Annotated in this window: 16 protein-coding genes and 1 tRNA gene; 9 read left to right on the top strand and 8 right to left on the bottom strand. The window is 73.0% G+C overall.

What is annotated here, in order from left to right; translation table 11 throughout:
- The first annotated feature begins 45 nt into the window (after positions 1–45).
- Positions 46–732: an iron-dependent transcriptional repressor DtxR gene (locus EXE57_RS08685; protein ID WP_135076448.1), complete on the top strand. Its 687-nt coding sequence runs from the start codon at positions 46–48 to the stop codon at positions 730–732.
- An 11-nt stretch (positions 733–743) separates the two neighbouring features.
- Here EXE57_RS08685 and EXE57_RS08680 read toward each other — a convergent pair whose 3' ends face one another.
- Together EXE57_RS08680 and EXE57_RS08675 are read right to left on the bottom strand one after the other, a co-directional pair.
- A complete protein-coding gene (locus EXE57_RS08680) occupies positions 744–1613 on the bottom strand; it encodes a Sir2 family NAD-dependent protein deacetylase (protein ID WP_135076445.1) in 870 nt (289 codons plus the stop codon).
- Entirely contained in the window at positions 1610–1879 is a 270-nt protein-coding gene (locus tag EXE57_RS08675) for a DUF2277 domain-containing protein (RefSeq protein WP_135076442.1), read from the bottom strand. Before EXE57_RS08675 ends, EXE57_RS08680 begins: the two co-directional genes overlap by 4 nt.
- Positions 1880–1945: 66 nt before the next feature.
- Between EXE57_RS08675 and EXE57_RS08670 the strand changes: the two genes are divergently transcribed.
- Both EXE57_RS08670 and EXE57_RS08665 read left to right on the top strand, forming a co-directional pair.
- Entirely contained in the window at positions 1946–3145 is a 1200-nt protein-coding gene (locus EXE57_RS08670) for a saccharopine dehydrogenase family protein (protein ID WP_135076439.1), read from the top strand.
- A gap of 386 nt (positions 3146–3531) precedes the next feature.
- The gene (locus EXE57_RS08665; protein ID WP_135076437.1) at positions 3532–4350 is read left to right on the top strand and encodes a LamG domain-containing protein; all 819 of its coding nucleotides are present in this window, start codon (positions 3532–3534) and stop codon (positions 4348–4350) included.
- 31 nt (positions 4351–4381) lie between these two features.
- Here EXE57_RS08665 and EXE57_RS08660 read toward each other — a convergent pair.
- Positions 4382–4454, bottom strand: a tRNA-Arg gene (locus tag EXE57_RS08660).
- Between the two features lie 72 nt (positions 4455–4526).
- The gene (locus EXE57_RS08655; protein WP_208543019.1) at positions 4527–5357 is read right to left on the bottom strand and encodes a serine hydrolase; all 831 of its coding nucleotides are present in this window, start codon (positions 5355–5357) and stop codon (positions 4527–4529) included.
- 150 nt (positions 5358–5507) lie between these two features.
- Between EXE57_RS08655 and EXE57_RS08650 the strand changes: the two genes are divergently transcribed.
- Both EXE57_RS08650 and EXE57_RS08645 read left to right on the top strand, forming a co-directional pair.
- On the top strand, positions 5508–6713 hold the full coding sequence (locus EXE57_RS08650; protein ID WP_135076434.1) for an LCP family protein: 1206 nt from the start codon (positions 5508–5510) through the stop codon (positions 6711–6713).
- The gene (locus EXE57_RS08645; protein WP_208543018.1) at positions 6710–6889 is read left to right on the top strand and encodes a hypothetical protein; all 180 of its coding nucleotides are present in this window, start codon (positions 6710–6712) and stop codon (positions 6887–6889) included. Before EXE57_RS08650 ends, EXE57_RS08645 begins: the two co-directional genes overlap by 4 nt.
- 5 nt (positions 6890–6894) lie before the next feature.
- Here EXE57_RS08645 and EXE57_RS08640 read toward each other — a convergent pair whose 3' ends face one another.
- The 3 genes from EXE57_RS08640 to EXE57_RS08630 all read right to left on the bottom strand — a co-directional run bounded on the left by EXE57_RS08640 (position 6895) and on the right by EXE57_RS08630 (position 8352).
- Positions 6895–7275, bottom strand: a complete 381-nt coding sequence (locus tag EXE57_RS08640) for an MscL family protein (protein WP_135076431.1) — start codon at positions 7273–7275, stop codon at positions 6895–6897.
- A 57-nt stretch (positions 7276–7332) separates the two neighbouring features.
- Entirely contained in the window at positions 7333–7962 is a 630-nt protein-coding gene (locus EXE57_RS08635) for an SAF domain-containing protein (protein WP_135076429.1), read from the bottom strand.
- A gap of 63 nt (positions 7963–8025) precedes the next feature.
- A complete protein-coding gene (locus EXE57_RS08630) occupies positions 8026–8352 on the bottom strand; it encodes an FmdB family zinc ribbon protein (protein ID WP_167305861.1) in 327 nt (108 codons plus the stop codon).
- A 92-nt stretch (positions 8353–8444) separates the two neighbouring features.
- Here EXE57_RS08630 and EXE57_RS08625 point away from each other — a divergent pair, with 92 nt between their 5' ends.
- Complete coding sequence (locus tag EXE57_RS08625) at positions 8445–11090, top strand: penicillin acylase family protein (protein ID WP_135076423.1); 2646 nt, start codon at positions 8445–8447, stop codon at positions 11088–11090.
- 105 nt (positions 11091–11195) lie between these two features.
- On the opposite strand, the gene EXE57_RS08620 is transcribed toward EXE57_RS08625, so the two are convergent.
- Positions 11196–11798 carry a 5-formyltetrahydrofolate cyclo-ligase gene (locus EXE57_RS08620; protein WP_135076420.1) on the bottom strand — a complete coding sequence of 201 codons (603 nt, stop codon included), beginning with the start codon at positions 11796–11798 and terminating at the stop codon, positions 11196–11198.
- Positions 11799–11821: 23 nt separating this feature from the next.
- Here EXE57_RS08620 and EXE57_RS08615 point away from each other — a divergent pair, with 23 nt between their 5' ends.
- Genes EXE57_RS08615 through moaC form a run of 3 tightly spaced genes read left to right on the top strand, consistent with a single transcriptional unit; the run spans position 11822 to position 14899 of the window.
- Entirely contained in the window at positions 11822–13201 is a 1380-nt protein-coding gene (locus EXE57_RS08615; protein ID WP_135076417.1) for a UTP--glucose-1-phosphate uridylyltransferase, read from the top strand.
- A complete protein-coding gene (glp, locus tag EXE57_RS08610) occupies positions 13194–14426 on the top strand; it encodes a molybdotransferase-like divisome protein Glp (RefSeq protein WP_135076414.1) in 1233 nt (410 codons plus the stop codon). Before EXE57_RS08615 ends, glp begins: the two co-directional genes overlap by 8 nt.
- Positions 14426–14899, top strand: coding sequence for a cyclic pyranopterin monophosphate synthase MoaC (gene moaC, locus EXE57_RS08605; RefSeq protein WP_135076411.1), 474 nt, complete (start codon positions 14426–14428; stop codon positions 14897–14899). The genes glp and moaC overlap by 1 nt, the downstream gene beginning before the upstream one ends.

Below are 14899 nucleotides of genomic sequence, written 5' to 3'. Positions count from 1 at the left end.
ACGGCCCGGGAGGCAGCCGCTGGGGCGATGGGCGAGAATGCACCCGTGAGCGACCTGATCGACACCACCGAGATGTACCTCCGGACGGTCTACGAGCTGGACGAGGAGGGGATCGTGCCGCTGCGCGCCCGGATCGCGGAGCGGCTGCACCAGAGCGGCCCGACGGTCTCGCAGACCGTCGCCCGGATGGAGCGCGACGGCCTGCTCACCGTCGAGGGCGACCGCCACCTCGAGCTGACCGAGGAGGGGCGCCGGCTGGCGACCCGCGTGATGCGCAAGCACCGGCTCGCCGAGCGGCTGCTGGTCGACGTGATCGGCCTCGACTGGGAGCTCGTCCACGCCGAGGCGTGCCGCTGGGAGCACGTGATGTCCGAGACCGTCGAGCGGCGGCTCATCGAGCTCCTCGACCACCCCACGGAGTCGCCCTACGGCAACCCGATCCCGGGGCTCGACGAGCTCGGCGAGATCGAGGCCGGCGAGGGCTTCATGGAGGGCCTCAGCCCGCTGTCCCGGGTGGCCGTCGACGCCGAGTCCCGGGTGCTGATCCGCCGGATCTCGGAGGAGATGCAGAAGGACGAGGTGTTGATGGGTGCCCTGCGCCGCGTCGGTGCGCTGCCCGACAAGACCGTGACCGTCGCCCGGACCGAGGAGGGCGTCCTGGTCGGCTCCGGCGGCGAGACCGCCGAGATCGTCCCGGAGGCGGCCGACCACATCTTCGTGCGGGTGCTCTGACCTGCTGAGGCTCAGGCCAGCAGCGCGGTCAGGAACTCGCTGCACCCGGTGTCGAGCTTGTACGTCGCCAGGTCGTCGCCCCGGGTCCTGCCCCGGTTGACGATCACGACGGGCGTGCCGGCCTTCGCCGCCCGGCGTACGAACCGGAAGCCGCTCATGACGGTCAGCGACGACCCCGCGACCAGCAGCGCGCCGGACTCGCCGAGCGCGTCGACGGCGGCGTAGCAGCGCTCGACCCGCGGCGGGGGCACGTTCTCGCCGAAGAAGACGACGTCCGGCTTGAGGACGCCCCCGCACAGCTCGCAGTCGGCGACCCGGAAGCCGGACCAGTCGACGAGGTCGACGTCGCCGTCCGGGCGCAGGGCGAGGTCGGCGTGGGCCTCGGCCCAGCCGGGGTTGAGGTCCGAAAGCCTCTCCTCGAGGGCCGACCTGGCCGAGGTGGTGCGGCAGTCGAGGCAGACCACGTCGGCGATCCGGCCGTGCAGCGCCACCAGCCGCGGCGTCCCGGCGGCCTCGTGCAGGCCGTCGACGTTCTGGGTCATCACCAGGGCGGCGTCGAGGGTGGCCAGCGCGCGGTGGCCGGCGTTGGGCCCGGCGTCGGAGAACCGGCCGTAGCCGGTGTGCACCCGCGCCCAGTAGCGCTGGCGCGCCTCGGGCCCGGAGACGAACTCCTGGTAGGTCATCGGCGTGCGCGACGGCGACCCCGGCCCGCGGTAGTCGGGGATCCCTGAGTCGGTGGAGAGCCCCGCCCCCGTGAGCACGACCAGCCGCCGCCCCCGGAGCAGGTCGAGCGCGCGCTGGGTAGTTCGTGAGGGAACCGTCCCCGCCACGCCGTCGACGGGGGCAGCCTCGTCACGCGCCACCGGCTGGGAGAGCGTCATCGGGCGTAGCGCGCCTCGGCCCGCGCGCGACGCTTGGCAGCCTCGACGTCGCGGTCCTTGGGTGGCGCGGTCGTGACGAGCTCCTCGAGCAGGTGCCGGGTCGTGTGGGCGATCTCGGCGACGGCGCGGTCGAACGCGACCTGGTTGGCCTGCGAGGGCCTGGTCGCCCCGCTGACCTTGCGGACGAACTGCAGGGCGGCGGCCGTCACCTCGTCGTCGGTGGCCGGCGGGGCGAAGTTGTGGAGCGGACGGATGTTGCGGCACATGCCCCGAGCGTACGTCGCTGCGACCCGCCCCGGCCCGCCTCGAGGCGTCGCTGCAAGGATCGGGGCATGGCTACTCGCGAGTTCGACGTCGCGCTGCTCGGGGCGACCGGCTTCACCGGCGCGCTGACGGCCGAGCACCTCGCCCGGCGCGCGCCCGACGGGCTGCGCTGGGCCCTGGCCGGCCGCAACCTCGCCAAGCTCGAGGGCGTGCGCCGCCGGCTCGCCGACATCGACGCGACGCTCGGGGAGCTCCCGCTCGTCACCGCCGACTCGACCGACCCGTCCTCGCTGGCCGACCTCGCGGCGCGGACGAAGGTCGTGGCGACGACGGTCGGCCCGTACCTCACCTACGGCGAGCCGCTGGTCGCGGCGTGCGCCGCGGCCGGCACGGACTACGTCGACCTGACCGGGGAGCAGGAGTTCGTCGACCGGATGTACGTCGCCCACCACGCGACCACGCAGCGGACCGGTGCCCGGCTGGTGCACGCCTGCGGCTTCGACTCGGTCCCGCACGACCTGGGCGCGTACTTCACCGTCGGGCACCTCCCGGCCGACGAGCCGATCACCCTGCGCGGCGTGGTGCGAGCAGGCGGTGCGGTGAGCGGCGGCACCTTCCACTCGGCGATCACCGCCTCGTCGCGACCGCGCCAGATGAGGGAGGCCGCGGCCGCCCGGCGCCGGGTCGAGCCCCGCCCCGAGGGGCGGTCGTCGCGGGCGGTGAAGGCGAGGCCGCAGCGGGACCCGGTGCTGGGCTACTGGCTGCTGCCGCTCCCGACCGTCGATGCGGCGGTGGTCGCGCGGAGCGGGGCCGCCCTGCCGGCGTACGGCCCGGAGTTCCGCTACTCGCACTTCGCCGGCACCAGGACGCTCCGCTACGCCGCGGGCGGCGCCCTCGCCGTCGGCCTGCTCGGGGCCGCGGCGCAGGTCGGGCCGCTGCGCTCGCTCCTGCTGGACCGGCTGCAGCCGGGGCAGGGGCCCGACGAGGCGCGCCGCGAACGGTCGTGGTTCCGGGTGGACTTCGTCGGCGAGGCAGGGGGCCGGTCGGTGCACACGCGGGTCTCCGGTGGCGATCCCGGCTACGGCGAGACGGCCAAGATGCTGGGCGAGTCGGCGCTGTGCCTGGCGCTCGACGACAACCCGGAGGTGAGCGGCCAGGTGACCACCGCGCAGGCGATGGGGGACCGGCTGCTGGAGCGGCTGCAGGCCGTGGGGCTGCGCTTCGAGGTCGTTTCCCACGCCGTGACGGGGCCCCTCTCCACCCGTTAGGCAAAATCTTCGACCAGGCATTGATCTCGGCCCGGGTGCGAGACACGATTCAGTGCAGTGGCCGACCTGCGTGGTCGGCCACCGGCATGGGGACGTCACACCTCGGGGGGCCATGCCTCCTGCTCACGGTTGCGCCGCTCCCCGTGTCCCGCCAGTCGTGGCGGCGGGTTCGAGTCGGGGGGCTAGGACCCGTCGTCCGCGGGGTGGCCGACGGGCCGCACCTGCAAGCGCCATGCGGTCCGGCGGCCCGGCTGACGGGCCGCATGGCGCCCAGCGATGCCGTGCCGCTGTCACCCGGGACCCTCGCGTCATCGCGAGACGGATGCGACACTGGCCGTCCCCCCAGCCCGGAGGAAGCTCCGGGCGACCGAGACGGATGGTGCTCCATGCGTATGTCCCCCACACGCACGTTCCGACGCGCCGGAAGGACCGCGGTGGCCGTGGCCACGGCAGCGGTGATGGCGCTCCCGCTGGCGGCCTCGCAGGCCCAGGGCGAGCAGGCCCAGCGGATCCCCGGCAAGAAGTTCGCCGCCTACGAGTACGGCTGGTACCCGATCCACTTCGTCGACCACTTCGAGCCGGGCAAGAGGCTCAGCCGGAAGTGGGACACCCACGGCCAGGGCAGCGTGCATCCCCAGAACGGCATGCTCACGATCGTGAGCGGCGGCAACGCCGACGTGGGCGCGACGCTGCGCCGTGAGGCGCACCGCTACGGCCGGTGGGAGATCCGGCTGCGCGGCAAGCGGTTCGAGACCGGCAACACCGACTTCACGGTTGCGGCCGAGCTGATCCCCGCCGGCGACCGCTCCCAGAACTGCGGTGCCCGCAACGTGGGGCTCGCCAGCTTCCGCCCGCACAGCGGCCGCGCCCGGTTCTACTCCCGCACCCTGCCGAACGACTCCTTCCACGCGAAGAAGCGGCTCAACCTCCGCAACGACTACTGGCACACCTACGGCGTGGAGCTGACGCGGAAGCGGATCTCGTGGTTCGTCGACGGTGAGGTGCGCAGGACCGAACGTCGCCCCGAGGCGCTCTCCGGCGTGCCGATGGCGTTCCGCCTGCAGCTGCAGGCGGTCCCGGGCGCGACCATGAACGACAGCCGGCTGCAGGTCGACACGGTCCGCTACTTCACGCTGAAGAGCCCCAACGACAAGTCGATCCGGGCTCCGCGGGCCACCAAGGGCAGCTTCGGCGGCGCCTGCTAGCGCGGGGTCGTCCGGCGGTCGTCCGTCGGTGTGCCCCAGGCAGGAGTCGAACCTGCGACCTTTCGCTTAGGAGGCGGCTGCTCTATCCGCTGAGCTACTGGGGCCGGTCGTGGGCGTCGCCGTCCACGAGCGGGGCCATCTTGTCAGCAGCGGGGCGTCGGTTGCCAAGCCGGCCCTCACCGGGCACCGGCGGCCGTCACGGTCTCGCGGACCAGGCCCCCGATCCCGCGCAGGGTCGCCATGACCGCGTCGCGGGGGTCGCCGCCGGCGGGGTCCCAGCTGCAGATCGCGGCGTACGCCGTGGTGCCGGCCGGACCCGTGACCAGGCCGACGTCGGCCCGCAGGCTGCTGTCGGTCCCGGTCTTGTTGACGACCGTGAGGCCGCGGTCGGGCTCGGCGTGGGCGAGCGGGTCGAGCGCGAACGCGGAGGCGACCATCGAGAGGTCGACCCCCAGGGACAGCCAGCCGAGCACGGTCCGGCCGACCTCGACGCCGACGCCCCGGCCCGAGGCGAGCGCGGACAGCACGCCGACCCAGTCGGCGGCACAGCCCTCGCTCAGGGTCGCCGCGTCCGAGGCCGTACGTCGGTCGCGCACCCGGTCGTGCAGGGTGGACCCGCCCGGCGCCAGCGTCCGGGCCCGCTGCTGCACCGCGGCCAGCCCGACCTCCTCCAGCAGCACGTTGGTCGCCCAGTTGTCGCTGACCGCGCCGACGAGGCGGGCCACGTCGTCGAGGGGGAGGGTGTCGGTGCGCAGGTGCTGCCACAGTCCCGAGTCGGCCACGGGCGCGACGGTGTCGCGTCGCAGCAGCTGCGCGGGGTGGAGGAGGCCGCGCGCCAGCCGGTCGGCGACCTCGACCAGCAGGAACACCTTGCCGAGGCTGGCCGTGCGCAGCAGGACCTCGGGCCGGTGGGCAGCGTGCACGCGGCCTGTCGTCAGGTCGCGGATCTCGACGCCCCACGAGGTCCCGCGCAGCTGGTCGGAGGGGAGCAGGTCGCCGAGGTCCACGGGAAGAACCTAGGCCCCGGTCGGCCCCGCCGGGACGCCCTGCGGTAGGGACGTGCGGAGCGTCGGGTTTGTCCAACGGCCGAGGACAGAGGATATTGGGGGTGCACGTACCACGCGCGCCACTGCGCGCCGCCCACTCGAAGGACCCGCATGACTGAGCCCAGCCTGCCCGAGGAGGGTGCTGCTGACGCGCCCCGACGCAAGGGCAGCAAGCCGCGGCGCCACACCGTGGGCAAGGTGATCCTGGCCGTCGTGCTGGTGCTCGGCCTGGCGACCGGGCTCGGAACCGTCTACTTCTACCGCCACCTCAACGGCAACCTCACCAAGATCGACATCGCGAGCACCCTGGACAACCGGCCGGACAAGAAGAAGGTCGAGGGGCCCCAGGAGCCGCTCAACATCCTCGTGATGGGTTCCGACACCCGCGACTGCGAGGGCTGCGCCCTCGACCAGGAGTCCGGCGCGGAGGCCTCCGACACCACGATCCTCATGCACCTCTCGGCGGACCGCGAGCGCGCCTACGGCGTGAGCATCCCGCGCGACTCGCTCGTCGACCGTCCGGAGTGCACCACCGAGTCGGGCGAGAAGGTCGCCGGCGCCGCGGACGCGATGTGGAACGCCGCCTTCACCGTGGGCGGTCCCACCTGCACCGTCGAGCAGTTCGAGGCCACCACCGGGGTCTTCGTCGACCACATCGTCGTCGTCAACTTCGCGGGGTTCGAGGGCATGGTCAACGCGATCGGTGGCGTGCCGGTGTGCATCCCCGAGGACATCGTCGACCCGGCCCACGGCATCAACATCCCCGCCGGCACCCGGGAGATCGAGGGCCGAGAGGCCCTCAACTACGTCCGTGCCCGCTACACGCTGGGCGACGGCTCCGACATCAGCCGGATCAAGCGGCAACAGGCGTTCATCGCCGCGATGGCCAAGAAGGTCGTCTCCGCCGGCACCCTCGCCCGGGTCGACCGCCTGGTCGGCTTCCTCAACGCCGCGACCAAGTCGCTGACCGTCGACGAGGACCTCGAGAACGTCATCGACATCGCGCGCATCGGCGTCGGCTTCCAGGGCATCGGGCTCGACAACATCAAGTTCCTGACGGTCCCGATCGCCTACTACCCCGCGGACTCGGAGAACGCGGGCCGGGTCTACTGGACGCCGCCGGCGAAGAAGCTGTGGGAGCAGGTGGCTGCCGACGAGCCGCTCTCCCCGAGGTTCACGAGCGACGCGATCGCCGCCGCAGGGGCCCCCGGCGGCGGTGGGAACGGCGGTGGCGGCAACGGCGGCGGCGGTGGCGGTGGCCGTCAGCCGAACCCCGAGGACGTCGCCCGGGCCGAGCAGGACGGCCTCTGCGCGTGAGCGAGCGGCGGGACGAGGGCGATCCGCACGCGGACGCCTCGCGGCGCGCCCGGATCGCTGAGGTCTTCGGCGAGGTGCTGCCCGAGACCACGGACGACGAGCGCGACCCCGACGTACGCCCCGACGACGGCGGCGACGCCTGGCTGCGGGCACAGGTGCCGCCGCACCACGGCTGACCGGCTCAGCTGGTCGGCGGCGTCCCGCCGGTGGAGCGGTTGGCGAGCAGGTCGCGGATCTCCTCCAGCAGGGCGATGTCGTCGGGCGTGCCGGGCTCCTCCTTGGGGAAGTACTTCTCCTGCGCCTTCGTGTAGGGCATCACGATGAAGAAGTAGACGACCGCGGCGATGATCACGAACGAGATCAGTGCGGTGAGCCACGCCCCGACCGAGACCCCGCCCGGCGAGTAGTTGGAGAAGTCGGGGGTGCCGCCGGCCTTCCCGATCAGGTCCATGATCACGCCGACCGTCGCGGTGACGACGGCAGCGAAGGCCGCCGCCATGATGAACGCGACCGCCAGCTCGACCAGGTTGCCGCGGAGGATGAAGTTCTTGAAGCCGGACATTGCGTGCCTCCTCGCCCCCGAGATCGCGGGGGCCCGTGGATGTGACTGCCCCCGACGCTAGTGCGCGAAGGCGTAGGTGAGGAACCACCTCACGCTCGCGTCGGACACCGCGGTCACGGTGGTCGCGGGCACGCCCAGCACGACGACGACGCCCGGCAGGGTGCCGGCCGGCTCGTCGGTGGTCGCGGGGGTGGCCAGCACCAGGACGCCGCTCGCGACCTGGCGGGCGCCCGCGCCCTGGGGGTCGGTGGCGACCAGGTCGATCCGGTCGCCGACCTCGAGCAGGCCCGCGAGGTCGGCGTCGGGAAAGCGGACCGGCATCGTCACCAGCTCGGGGTGGGCCGCGGCCAGCGCCTCCCCGACGAGGCGTACGTCGGTCACCGGCTCACCCTCGCGCAGCGGCCCGGCGAGGGTGCGCCCGACCGGGTCGGCGACCGTGCCCGCGGGGACCGTGCCCGGCGCGAACTCCACCGTCACCACGTCGTCGGCGGCCACGGGTGCACCTGCGGGCAGGTCACGCGCCGCGGTCAGCACGCTCGTCGTGGGCGGCGGGGGAGCGGCGACCGCGTGCACCCCGGCCGCGACGGCCACCGCCGTGCAGAGGGCTGCCAACGCCCGGCGCCGACGCAGGACGGCGCGCCGCAGGGTGCGCAGGGCCGCGCGGATCCGCTGGGTGGTCGAGGACATGGCTCGACGGTAGGAGAACTCGCGCCCTCCCGCGGCGCTCCTCCACAGGGAGCGCCGGAGACGTCAGCCGGCGGTCGTGGTCGCCGGCTTCGTCGAGGCGCCGGAGCCGGAGCCGGAGTCGCCGGAGCCCGAGCCCGAGCCGGAGGTCGAGCTGCTGCCGGACGAGCCCTCGGACGTCGAGGTCGTCGTGGTGCTCGACGGGGAGGAGGTCGTGGCGCGGCTGTCGTTGCGGTAGAAGCCCGACCCCTTGAAGACCACGCCCACGGCGTTGAAGAGCTTGCGGAGCCGGCCGCTGCACTGCGGGCACTCGGTCAGCGCGTCGTCGCTGAAGCTCTGGAACTGCTCGAAGGCGTGGCCGCACTCGGTGCAGGCGTACTGGTAGGTCGGCACGGTGGGAGTCCCTCTGGCTCGGTCGGGTCGCGGTGCGCCGTGCTGGCACTCCGGCATGGCGACTGCCAATGGTACGGCACAATGTCGACACCATGACCTCGACCGACCCCGCTGCCAGTCCAGGCCACCCCGCCACCCCGGTCGACCCCGGCTGGCCCGAGCGGTTCCGGTCCCTCCCTGCCGTGGTGAGGCTCTCCCTCTACGTATCGCTGTCGCTGGTCGCCGTCCTGGTGTTGGGCCTGGTGACCGCGACCGTCCTGGTGCGGCAGCCGTTCCCCGAGACCGGGGGCGAGCTCGAGCTCGTGGGGCTCGACGCGGACGTGACCGTGGTCCGCGACGACGCGGGCATCCCGCAGCTCTACGGCGACTCGGTCGACGACCTGATGCGGGCGCAGGGGTTCGTCCACGCCCAGGAGCGCTTCTTCGAGATGGACGTCCGGCGCCACACGACGTCCGGGCGGCTCTCGGAGCTGTTCGGCGAGACCACGGTCGAGGTCGACACGTTCGTGCGGACCCTCGGCTGGCGCGAGGTGGCCGAGCGCGAGATCGCGCTGCTGGAGCCCGAGACCCGGACCGCCTTCGAGGCGTACGCCGACGGCGTCAACGCCTACCTCGACCAGACGAGCACCGGGGAGCTCGCCCTGGAGTACTCCGTGCTCGGGCTCACCGGCCTCGACTACGAGCCCGAGCCGTGGACCACGGCCGACTCCCTGGCCTGGCTCAAGGCGATGGCGTGGGACCTGCGCGGCAACATGACCGACGAGATCGACCGGGTCCTCGCGCTGTCGGAGAACTCGCCCGAGCAGGTTGCCGACATCTTCCCCGAGTACGACGCCCGCCGGCACCGGCCGATCGTCACGCAGGGCGCGGTCGTCGACGGGGTCTTCGACCAGGCCGCGACCGGCGGCACCCGGCTGCCGACGCGGCCGGCTTACGTCGCCTCCGACCAGGCGCTGGACGTGCTGGCGGCCGTGAGGGACCGGGTCGACCGGCTCCCGGCCTTCCTCGGCAAGGGCGACGGGATCGGCTCCAACAGCTGGGTGGTGTCCGGGGACCACTCCTCGACCGGCCAGCCGCTGCTCGCCAACGACCCCCACCTCGGCGTCACCATGCCGGGCATCTGGATGCAGATGGGCCTCCACTGCCGCACCGTCTCGGCCGACTGCCCGCTCGACGTCTCCGGCTTCACCTTCTCCGGGATGCCGGGGGTGGTGATCGGCCACAACGCCGACATCGCCTGGGGCATGACCAACCTCGGTCCCGACGTGACCGACCTCTACCTCGAGAAGGTCGAGGGTGACCGGTGGCGCCACGACGGGCGGCTCCGTCGGCTCGAGACCCGCGAGGAGGTGATCGAGGTCCGGGGCGGCGACGACGTCGAGGTGACCGTCCGGTCCACCGCCCACGGCCCGCTGGTCTCCGACGTGTCCACGCCCCCGTACGCCGAGGTCGGTGCACTGGCCGACCCCGACCACGGCGACCCACGCCCGACCGACGGCTACGGCGTCTCGCTCGCCTGGACGGCCCTGCAGCCCGCGCCGACCGCGGACGCGATCATGGCGCTCAACACCGCCGGCGACTGGGACGAGTTCCGGGAGGCGGCCTCGTCGTTCGCCGTCCCGAGCCAGAACCTCGTCTACGCCGACCGCGACGGCCACATCGGCTACCAGGCGCCCGGCCGGATCCCGATCCGCAAGTCGGGCAACGACGGCCGGGTGCCCGCCGAGGGCTGGCGTGCCGACGACGACTGGACCGGCGACTTCGTCCCCTTCCAGGGCCTGCCCAACGTGCTCGACCCCGAGGAGGGCTTCGTCGTCACCGCCAACCAGCAGGTGATCGGCGGCGACTACCCCTACTTCCTCACCGACGACTGGGACCGGGGCTACCGCGCGCAGCGGATCCGCGACCTGATCGAGGCCGAGCAGGACCTCTCGATCTCGGAGATGTCCGAGCTGCAGCTCGACGACCGCAACCCGATGGCGGCCACGCTGGTGCCGTACCTCCTCGACGTCGAGCTGCCCGACGGCTACCTCTCCGACGGGCAGGAGCTGCTGGCCGACTGGGACTTCGGCCAGCCTGCCGACAGCGCTGCGGCCGCCTACTACAACGTGGTGTGGCGCAACCTGCTGGAGCTGACCTTCCACGACGACCTGCCCGAGGAGGCGTGGCCCGACGGCGGGCAGCGCTGGATGGCGGCGGTGGAGGGCCTGCTGCGTGAGCCCGACGACGCCTGGTGGGACGACCGGACCACCGAGGACGACGTGGAGACCCGCGACGAGATCCTCGCCGAGGCCCAGGAGCTGGCCCGCGAGGAGCTCACCCGGCTCCACGCCCGCAACCCCGAGAGCTGGCGCTGGGGCCACCTGCACCGGCTGGACCTGGAGCACCAGACCCTCGGCCAGTCCGACAACCCGGTCGTGGCATCGCTGTTCAACCGGGGCGGCTGGGAGGTCGGCGGTGGCGGCGCCATCGTCGACGCCACCTCCTGGGACGCCCGCGAGGGGTACGGCGTGACCGCCGCGCCCTCGATGCGGATGGTGGTCAGCCTCGGCGACCTCGACGACTCCCGGTGGGTCAACCTCACCGGCGTCTCGGGACACCCCTTCCACGAGCACTACACCGACCAGACCGACCTCTTCGTCGACGGCGAGACGCTGCCGTGGCCGTCCTCGCGGGAGGCCGTCGAGGCCGCTGCCGACGACACGCTCACGCTGGTGCCGGCGGAGGAGGAGGGCTAGGCGGGAAGGCATTTCCCATGAGATGTGGTCGCGTGCTCACCTGCCACGGTCGACCGACCATGGGAAGCGAGCAGATCCCTCCTTCTCATGGGAAATGCGCCGGCCCTACCCCAGCCGGACGACCCCCGCGGCCGACACGGCCGCGGTGACCCGCCGGTCGTGCGGCTCGACCGGCACGTCGACGCCGAGCTCGCCGTCGTGGAGCAGCACGCAGGTGAAGGTGCCGACGGGCACCCGGCCGAGCGCCCGGTCGTAGCAGCCGCCGCCCTGCCCGAGCCGGTCACCGGCCGAGGAGACCGCCAGTCCGGGAAGCAGCACGGCGTCGGCGGTCGCGACCGCCTCCGGGCCGAGCCGCGGGGTCAGCGGCTCGAGCAGCCCGCGGCGAGCCGGGGCCAGCGAGGCGGGCCCCTCGTAGGTCGCCCAGTCGAGGTCGAGGTCGGGCAGCACCAACGGGACCAGCACCCGCTTGCCGGCCTCGCGCAGCAGCTCGAGCAGCTCCGAGGTGCCGGGCTCGCGCCCGACGGAGACGTACGCCGCCACGGTGGCGGCCCGGCGTACCTCCTCGGTCGCGAGCAGGTGGCGGGCGGTCGCGCGGGCGTCGTCGCCGAGCTGGGGGAGCGGGATCCGGCGCCGGGCGGCGAGCAGCTGGTCACGCAGCGCCAGCTTCGCGGCGGCGGCGGCACCGCGGGGCGCTTGCGGTGGGGGCACAGGACCAGCCTACGATCGATGGCATGGGTAGTGCTGGGCTGAACAGGGCGCGCGCGAAGATGGCGGATGCCGGCGTGGACGAGGTCGCGATCGAGACCTTCGCCCACTACTACCGGCTGCTCGAGCACGGCGAGACCGGGATGGTGCCCGAGTCGACGATCGAGCCGCTCGACATGGAGTCCCTCGACGACGTCGAGGTGGCCGACGACGACGCCGCGGAGGCGATCCGCGCGACCGCGGTGATCAAGCTGAACGGCGGGCTCGGCACGTCCATGGGCATGGACCGCGCCAAGTCGCTGCTCTGCGTGCGCAAGGGGCTCTCGTTCCTCGACATCATCGCCCGGCAGGTGCTCCACCTCCGCAAGGCCTACGACGCGCCGCTGCCGCTGATCATGATGGACAGCTTCCGGACCAGCGACGACACGATGGCCGCGCTCGCGCGGTACGAGGACCTCCCCGTCGAGGGTCTGCCGCTGGAGTTCCTGCAGAACAAGGAGCCCAAGCTGCTCGTCGACGACCTGCAGCCGGTCTCGTGGCCGAAGAACCCCGACCTCGAGTGGTGCCCGCCCGGCCACGGCGACCTCTACACCGCGCTGCGCGGCACCGGGCTGCTCGACCGGCTCATCGGTGCCGGCTACCGCTACGTCTTCGTCTCCAACTCCGACAACCTCGGTGCGGTGCCCGACGCGCGGGTCGCCGGCTGGTTCGCGACCTCGGGGGCGCCCTTCGCGATCGAGGCGGTCCGGCGTACGGCCTCGGACCGCAAGGGCGGCCACTTCGCGCGGCGCAAGCTCGACGGCCGGATCGTGCTGCGCGAGACCGCGCAGACGCTGCCGGAGGACCAGGAGGCGCTCGCCGACCTCGACCGGCACCGCTACTGCTCCACCAACAACCTGTGGTTCGACCTGGCTGCCATGAAGCAGGCCCTCGACGTGCGCGGGGGGATCCTCGGGCTGCCGCTCATCCGCAACGTCAAGAACGTCGACCCGGGTGACAAGAAGAGCCCGGAGGTGGTCCAGGTCGAGACCGCCATGGGGGCCGCGATCGAGGTGTTCGACGGCGCCCGGACCATCTGCGTCGGCCGCGACCGCTTCGTCCCCGTCAAGACGACCAACGACCTGCTGGTGCTGCGCTCCGACGTCTACGACCTCGGCGGCGACTACGTCCTCGACCAGACCGCGCCCAACGTCCCCTTCGTCGACCTCGACGGCAGCCACTACAAGCTGGTCGGCGAGTTCGACAAGCGCTTCCCCGAGGGTGCGCCCTCGCTGCGCGAGGCGACCCGGCTCACCGTCGACGGCGACTGGACCTTCGGCCGGGGTGTCCGGGTGGTCGGCGAGGTCGACCTCGAGGCCACGGCTGCCCAGCGCGTCGAGGCCGGGACGGTGCTCTCGGATGGCTGACCGCGTCAGCACCGTCGAGGAGCACCTCGACCGGATCCTGGCGGCCATCGAGCCGTTGCCCGACTTCCCGCAGCCACTGATGGAGACCCTCGGGCTCGCCGCCGCCGAGGACGTCGTCTCGACGATCGCGCTGCCGTCCTTCGACAACTCCGCGATGGACGGCTACGCCGTGCGCCGCGAGGACGTGCTCACCGCGACGCCGGACAGCCCGGTCCACCTGCCGGTGGTCGGCGAGATCGGCGCCGGCCAGGCCCGGCTGCTCGCCCTCTCGCCCGGCACAGCCGCCAAGATCATGACCGGCGCCCCGATGCCGACCGGCGCCGACGCGGTGGTCCCGTACGAGTGGACCGACCGCGGCGTCGCGCAGGTCCGCATCGCCTACCCGCCGGAGCCCGGCCAGCACGTCCGGCGGGCCGGCGAGGACGTCAGCGAGGGCGACCTGCTGATCGAGCAGGGCACCGTCCTCGGGCCGCGTCACCTCGGGCTGCTGGCCAGCATCGGCCGCGCCACGGTCCGGTCCCGGCCGCGCCCGCGGGTGGTGATCCTGTCGACCGGCTCGGAGCTGCGCGAGCCCGGTACGTCGCTGGGCCCCGACTCGATCTACGACGGCAACTCCTGGCTGCTCGCCGCCTCGGCCCGTCGGGCCGGGGCGATCGCCTACCGCGTGGGGATCGTCCCCGACGAGCCACGCGCCTTCATGGACGCGCTGAGCGACCAGCTCGTGCGGGCCGACCTGGTCGTGACCAGCGGCGGCGTCTCGATGGGTGACTTCGACGTCGTCAAGGAGGCGCTCGCACCGCTGCGGACCGTCTGGTTCGGGCCGGTCGCGATGCAGCCCGGCAAGCCCCAGGGCTTCGGCGTCGTCGGCGAGGACGAGACCCCGATCTTCACGCTGCCGGGCAACCCGGTGTCGGCCTACATCTCCTTCGAGATGTTCGTGCTGCCGGCCCTGCGCCGGCTGATGGGCAAGGCGCCGTACTCCCGCCCGACCACGCGGGCCCGGCTCACCCACCCGGTCTCCTCGCCGGAGGGGCGGCGCCAGTTCCTGCGCGGCCAGTACGACCTCGGCCGGGGTGGTCCGACGGTCTCGCCGGTGGGTGGCCCCGGGTCGCACCTCGTCGGCGAGCTGGCCAGTGCCAATGCCCTGATCGTCGTGCCCGAGGACACGACCGGCCTGCCGGCCGGCGAGATGGTCCAGGTGCTCGTCCTCGACGAGGAGTTCTGATGGGGGACCGGCTGACCCACGTCGACGAGTCCGGTGCCGCCCGGATGGTCGACGTGTCGGGCAAGGCGGTCACCGACCGGCAGGCGGTCGCAACCGGGCGGGTGCTGGTCTCGCCCCGGGTGGTCGAGCTGCTGCGGGGCGAGGGTGTCCCGAAGGGCGACGCGCTCGCCGTCGCCCGGCTCGCGGGGATCATGGGCGCGAAGCAGACGCCCTCGTTGATCCCGCTGTGCCACCCGTTGGCGATCTCCGGCGTGACCGTCGAGCTCGCCGTCGACGACGACGCGGTGGGCATCACCGCCACCGTCCGCACCACCGACCGGACCGGCGTCGAGATGGAGGCGCTGACCGCGGTCTCGGTGGCGGCACTGACCGTGGTCGACATGGTCAAGGCGGTCGACAAGGGCGCGGTGATCACCGACGTCCGCATTGAGTCCAAGTCCGGCGGGAAGTCCGGCGACTGGGAGAGGTCGTGA

The sequence above is a fragment of the Nocardioides euryhalodurans genome (assembly GCF_004564375.1).
GTDB lineage: Bacteria > Actinomycetota > Actinomycetes > Propionibacteriales > Nocardioidaceae > Nocardioides > Nocardioides euryhalodurans.
The sequence above is the reverse complement of the archived record's forward strand: the minus strand, read 5'-3'. Positions and strand labels throughout refer to the sequence as shown.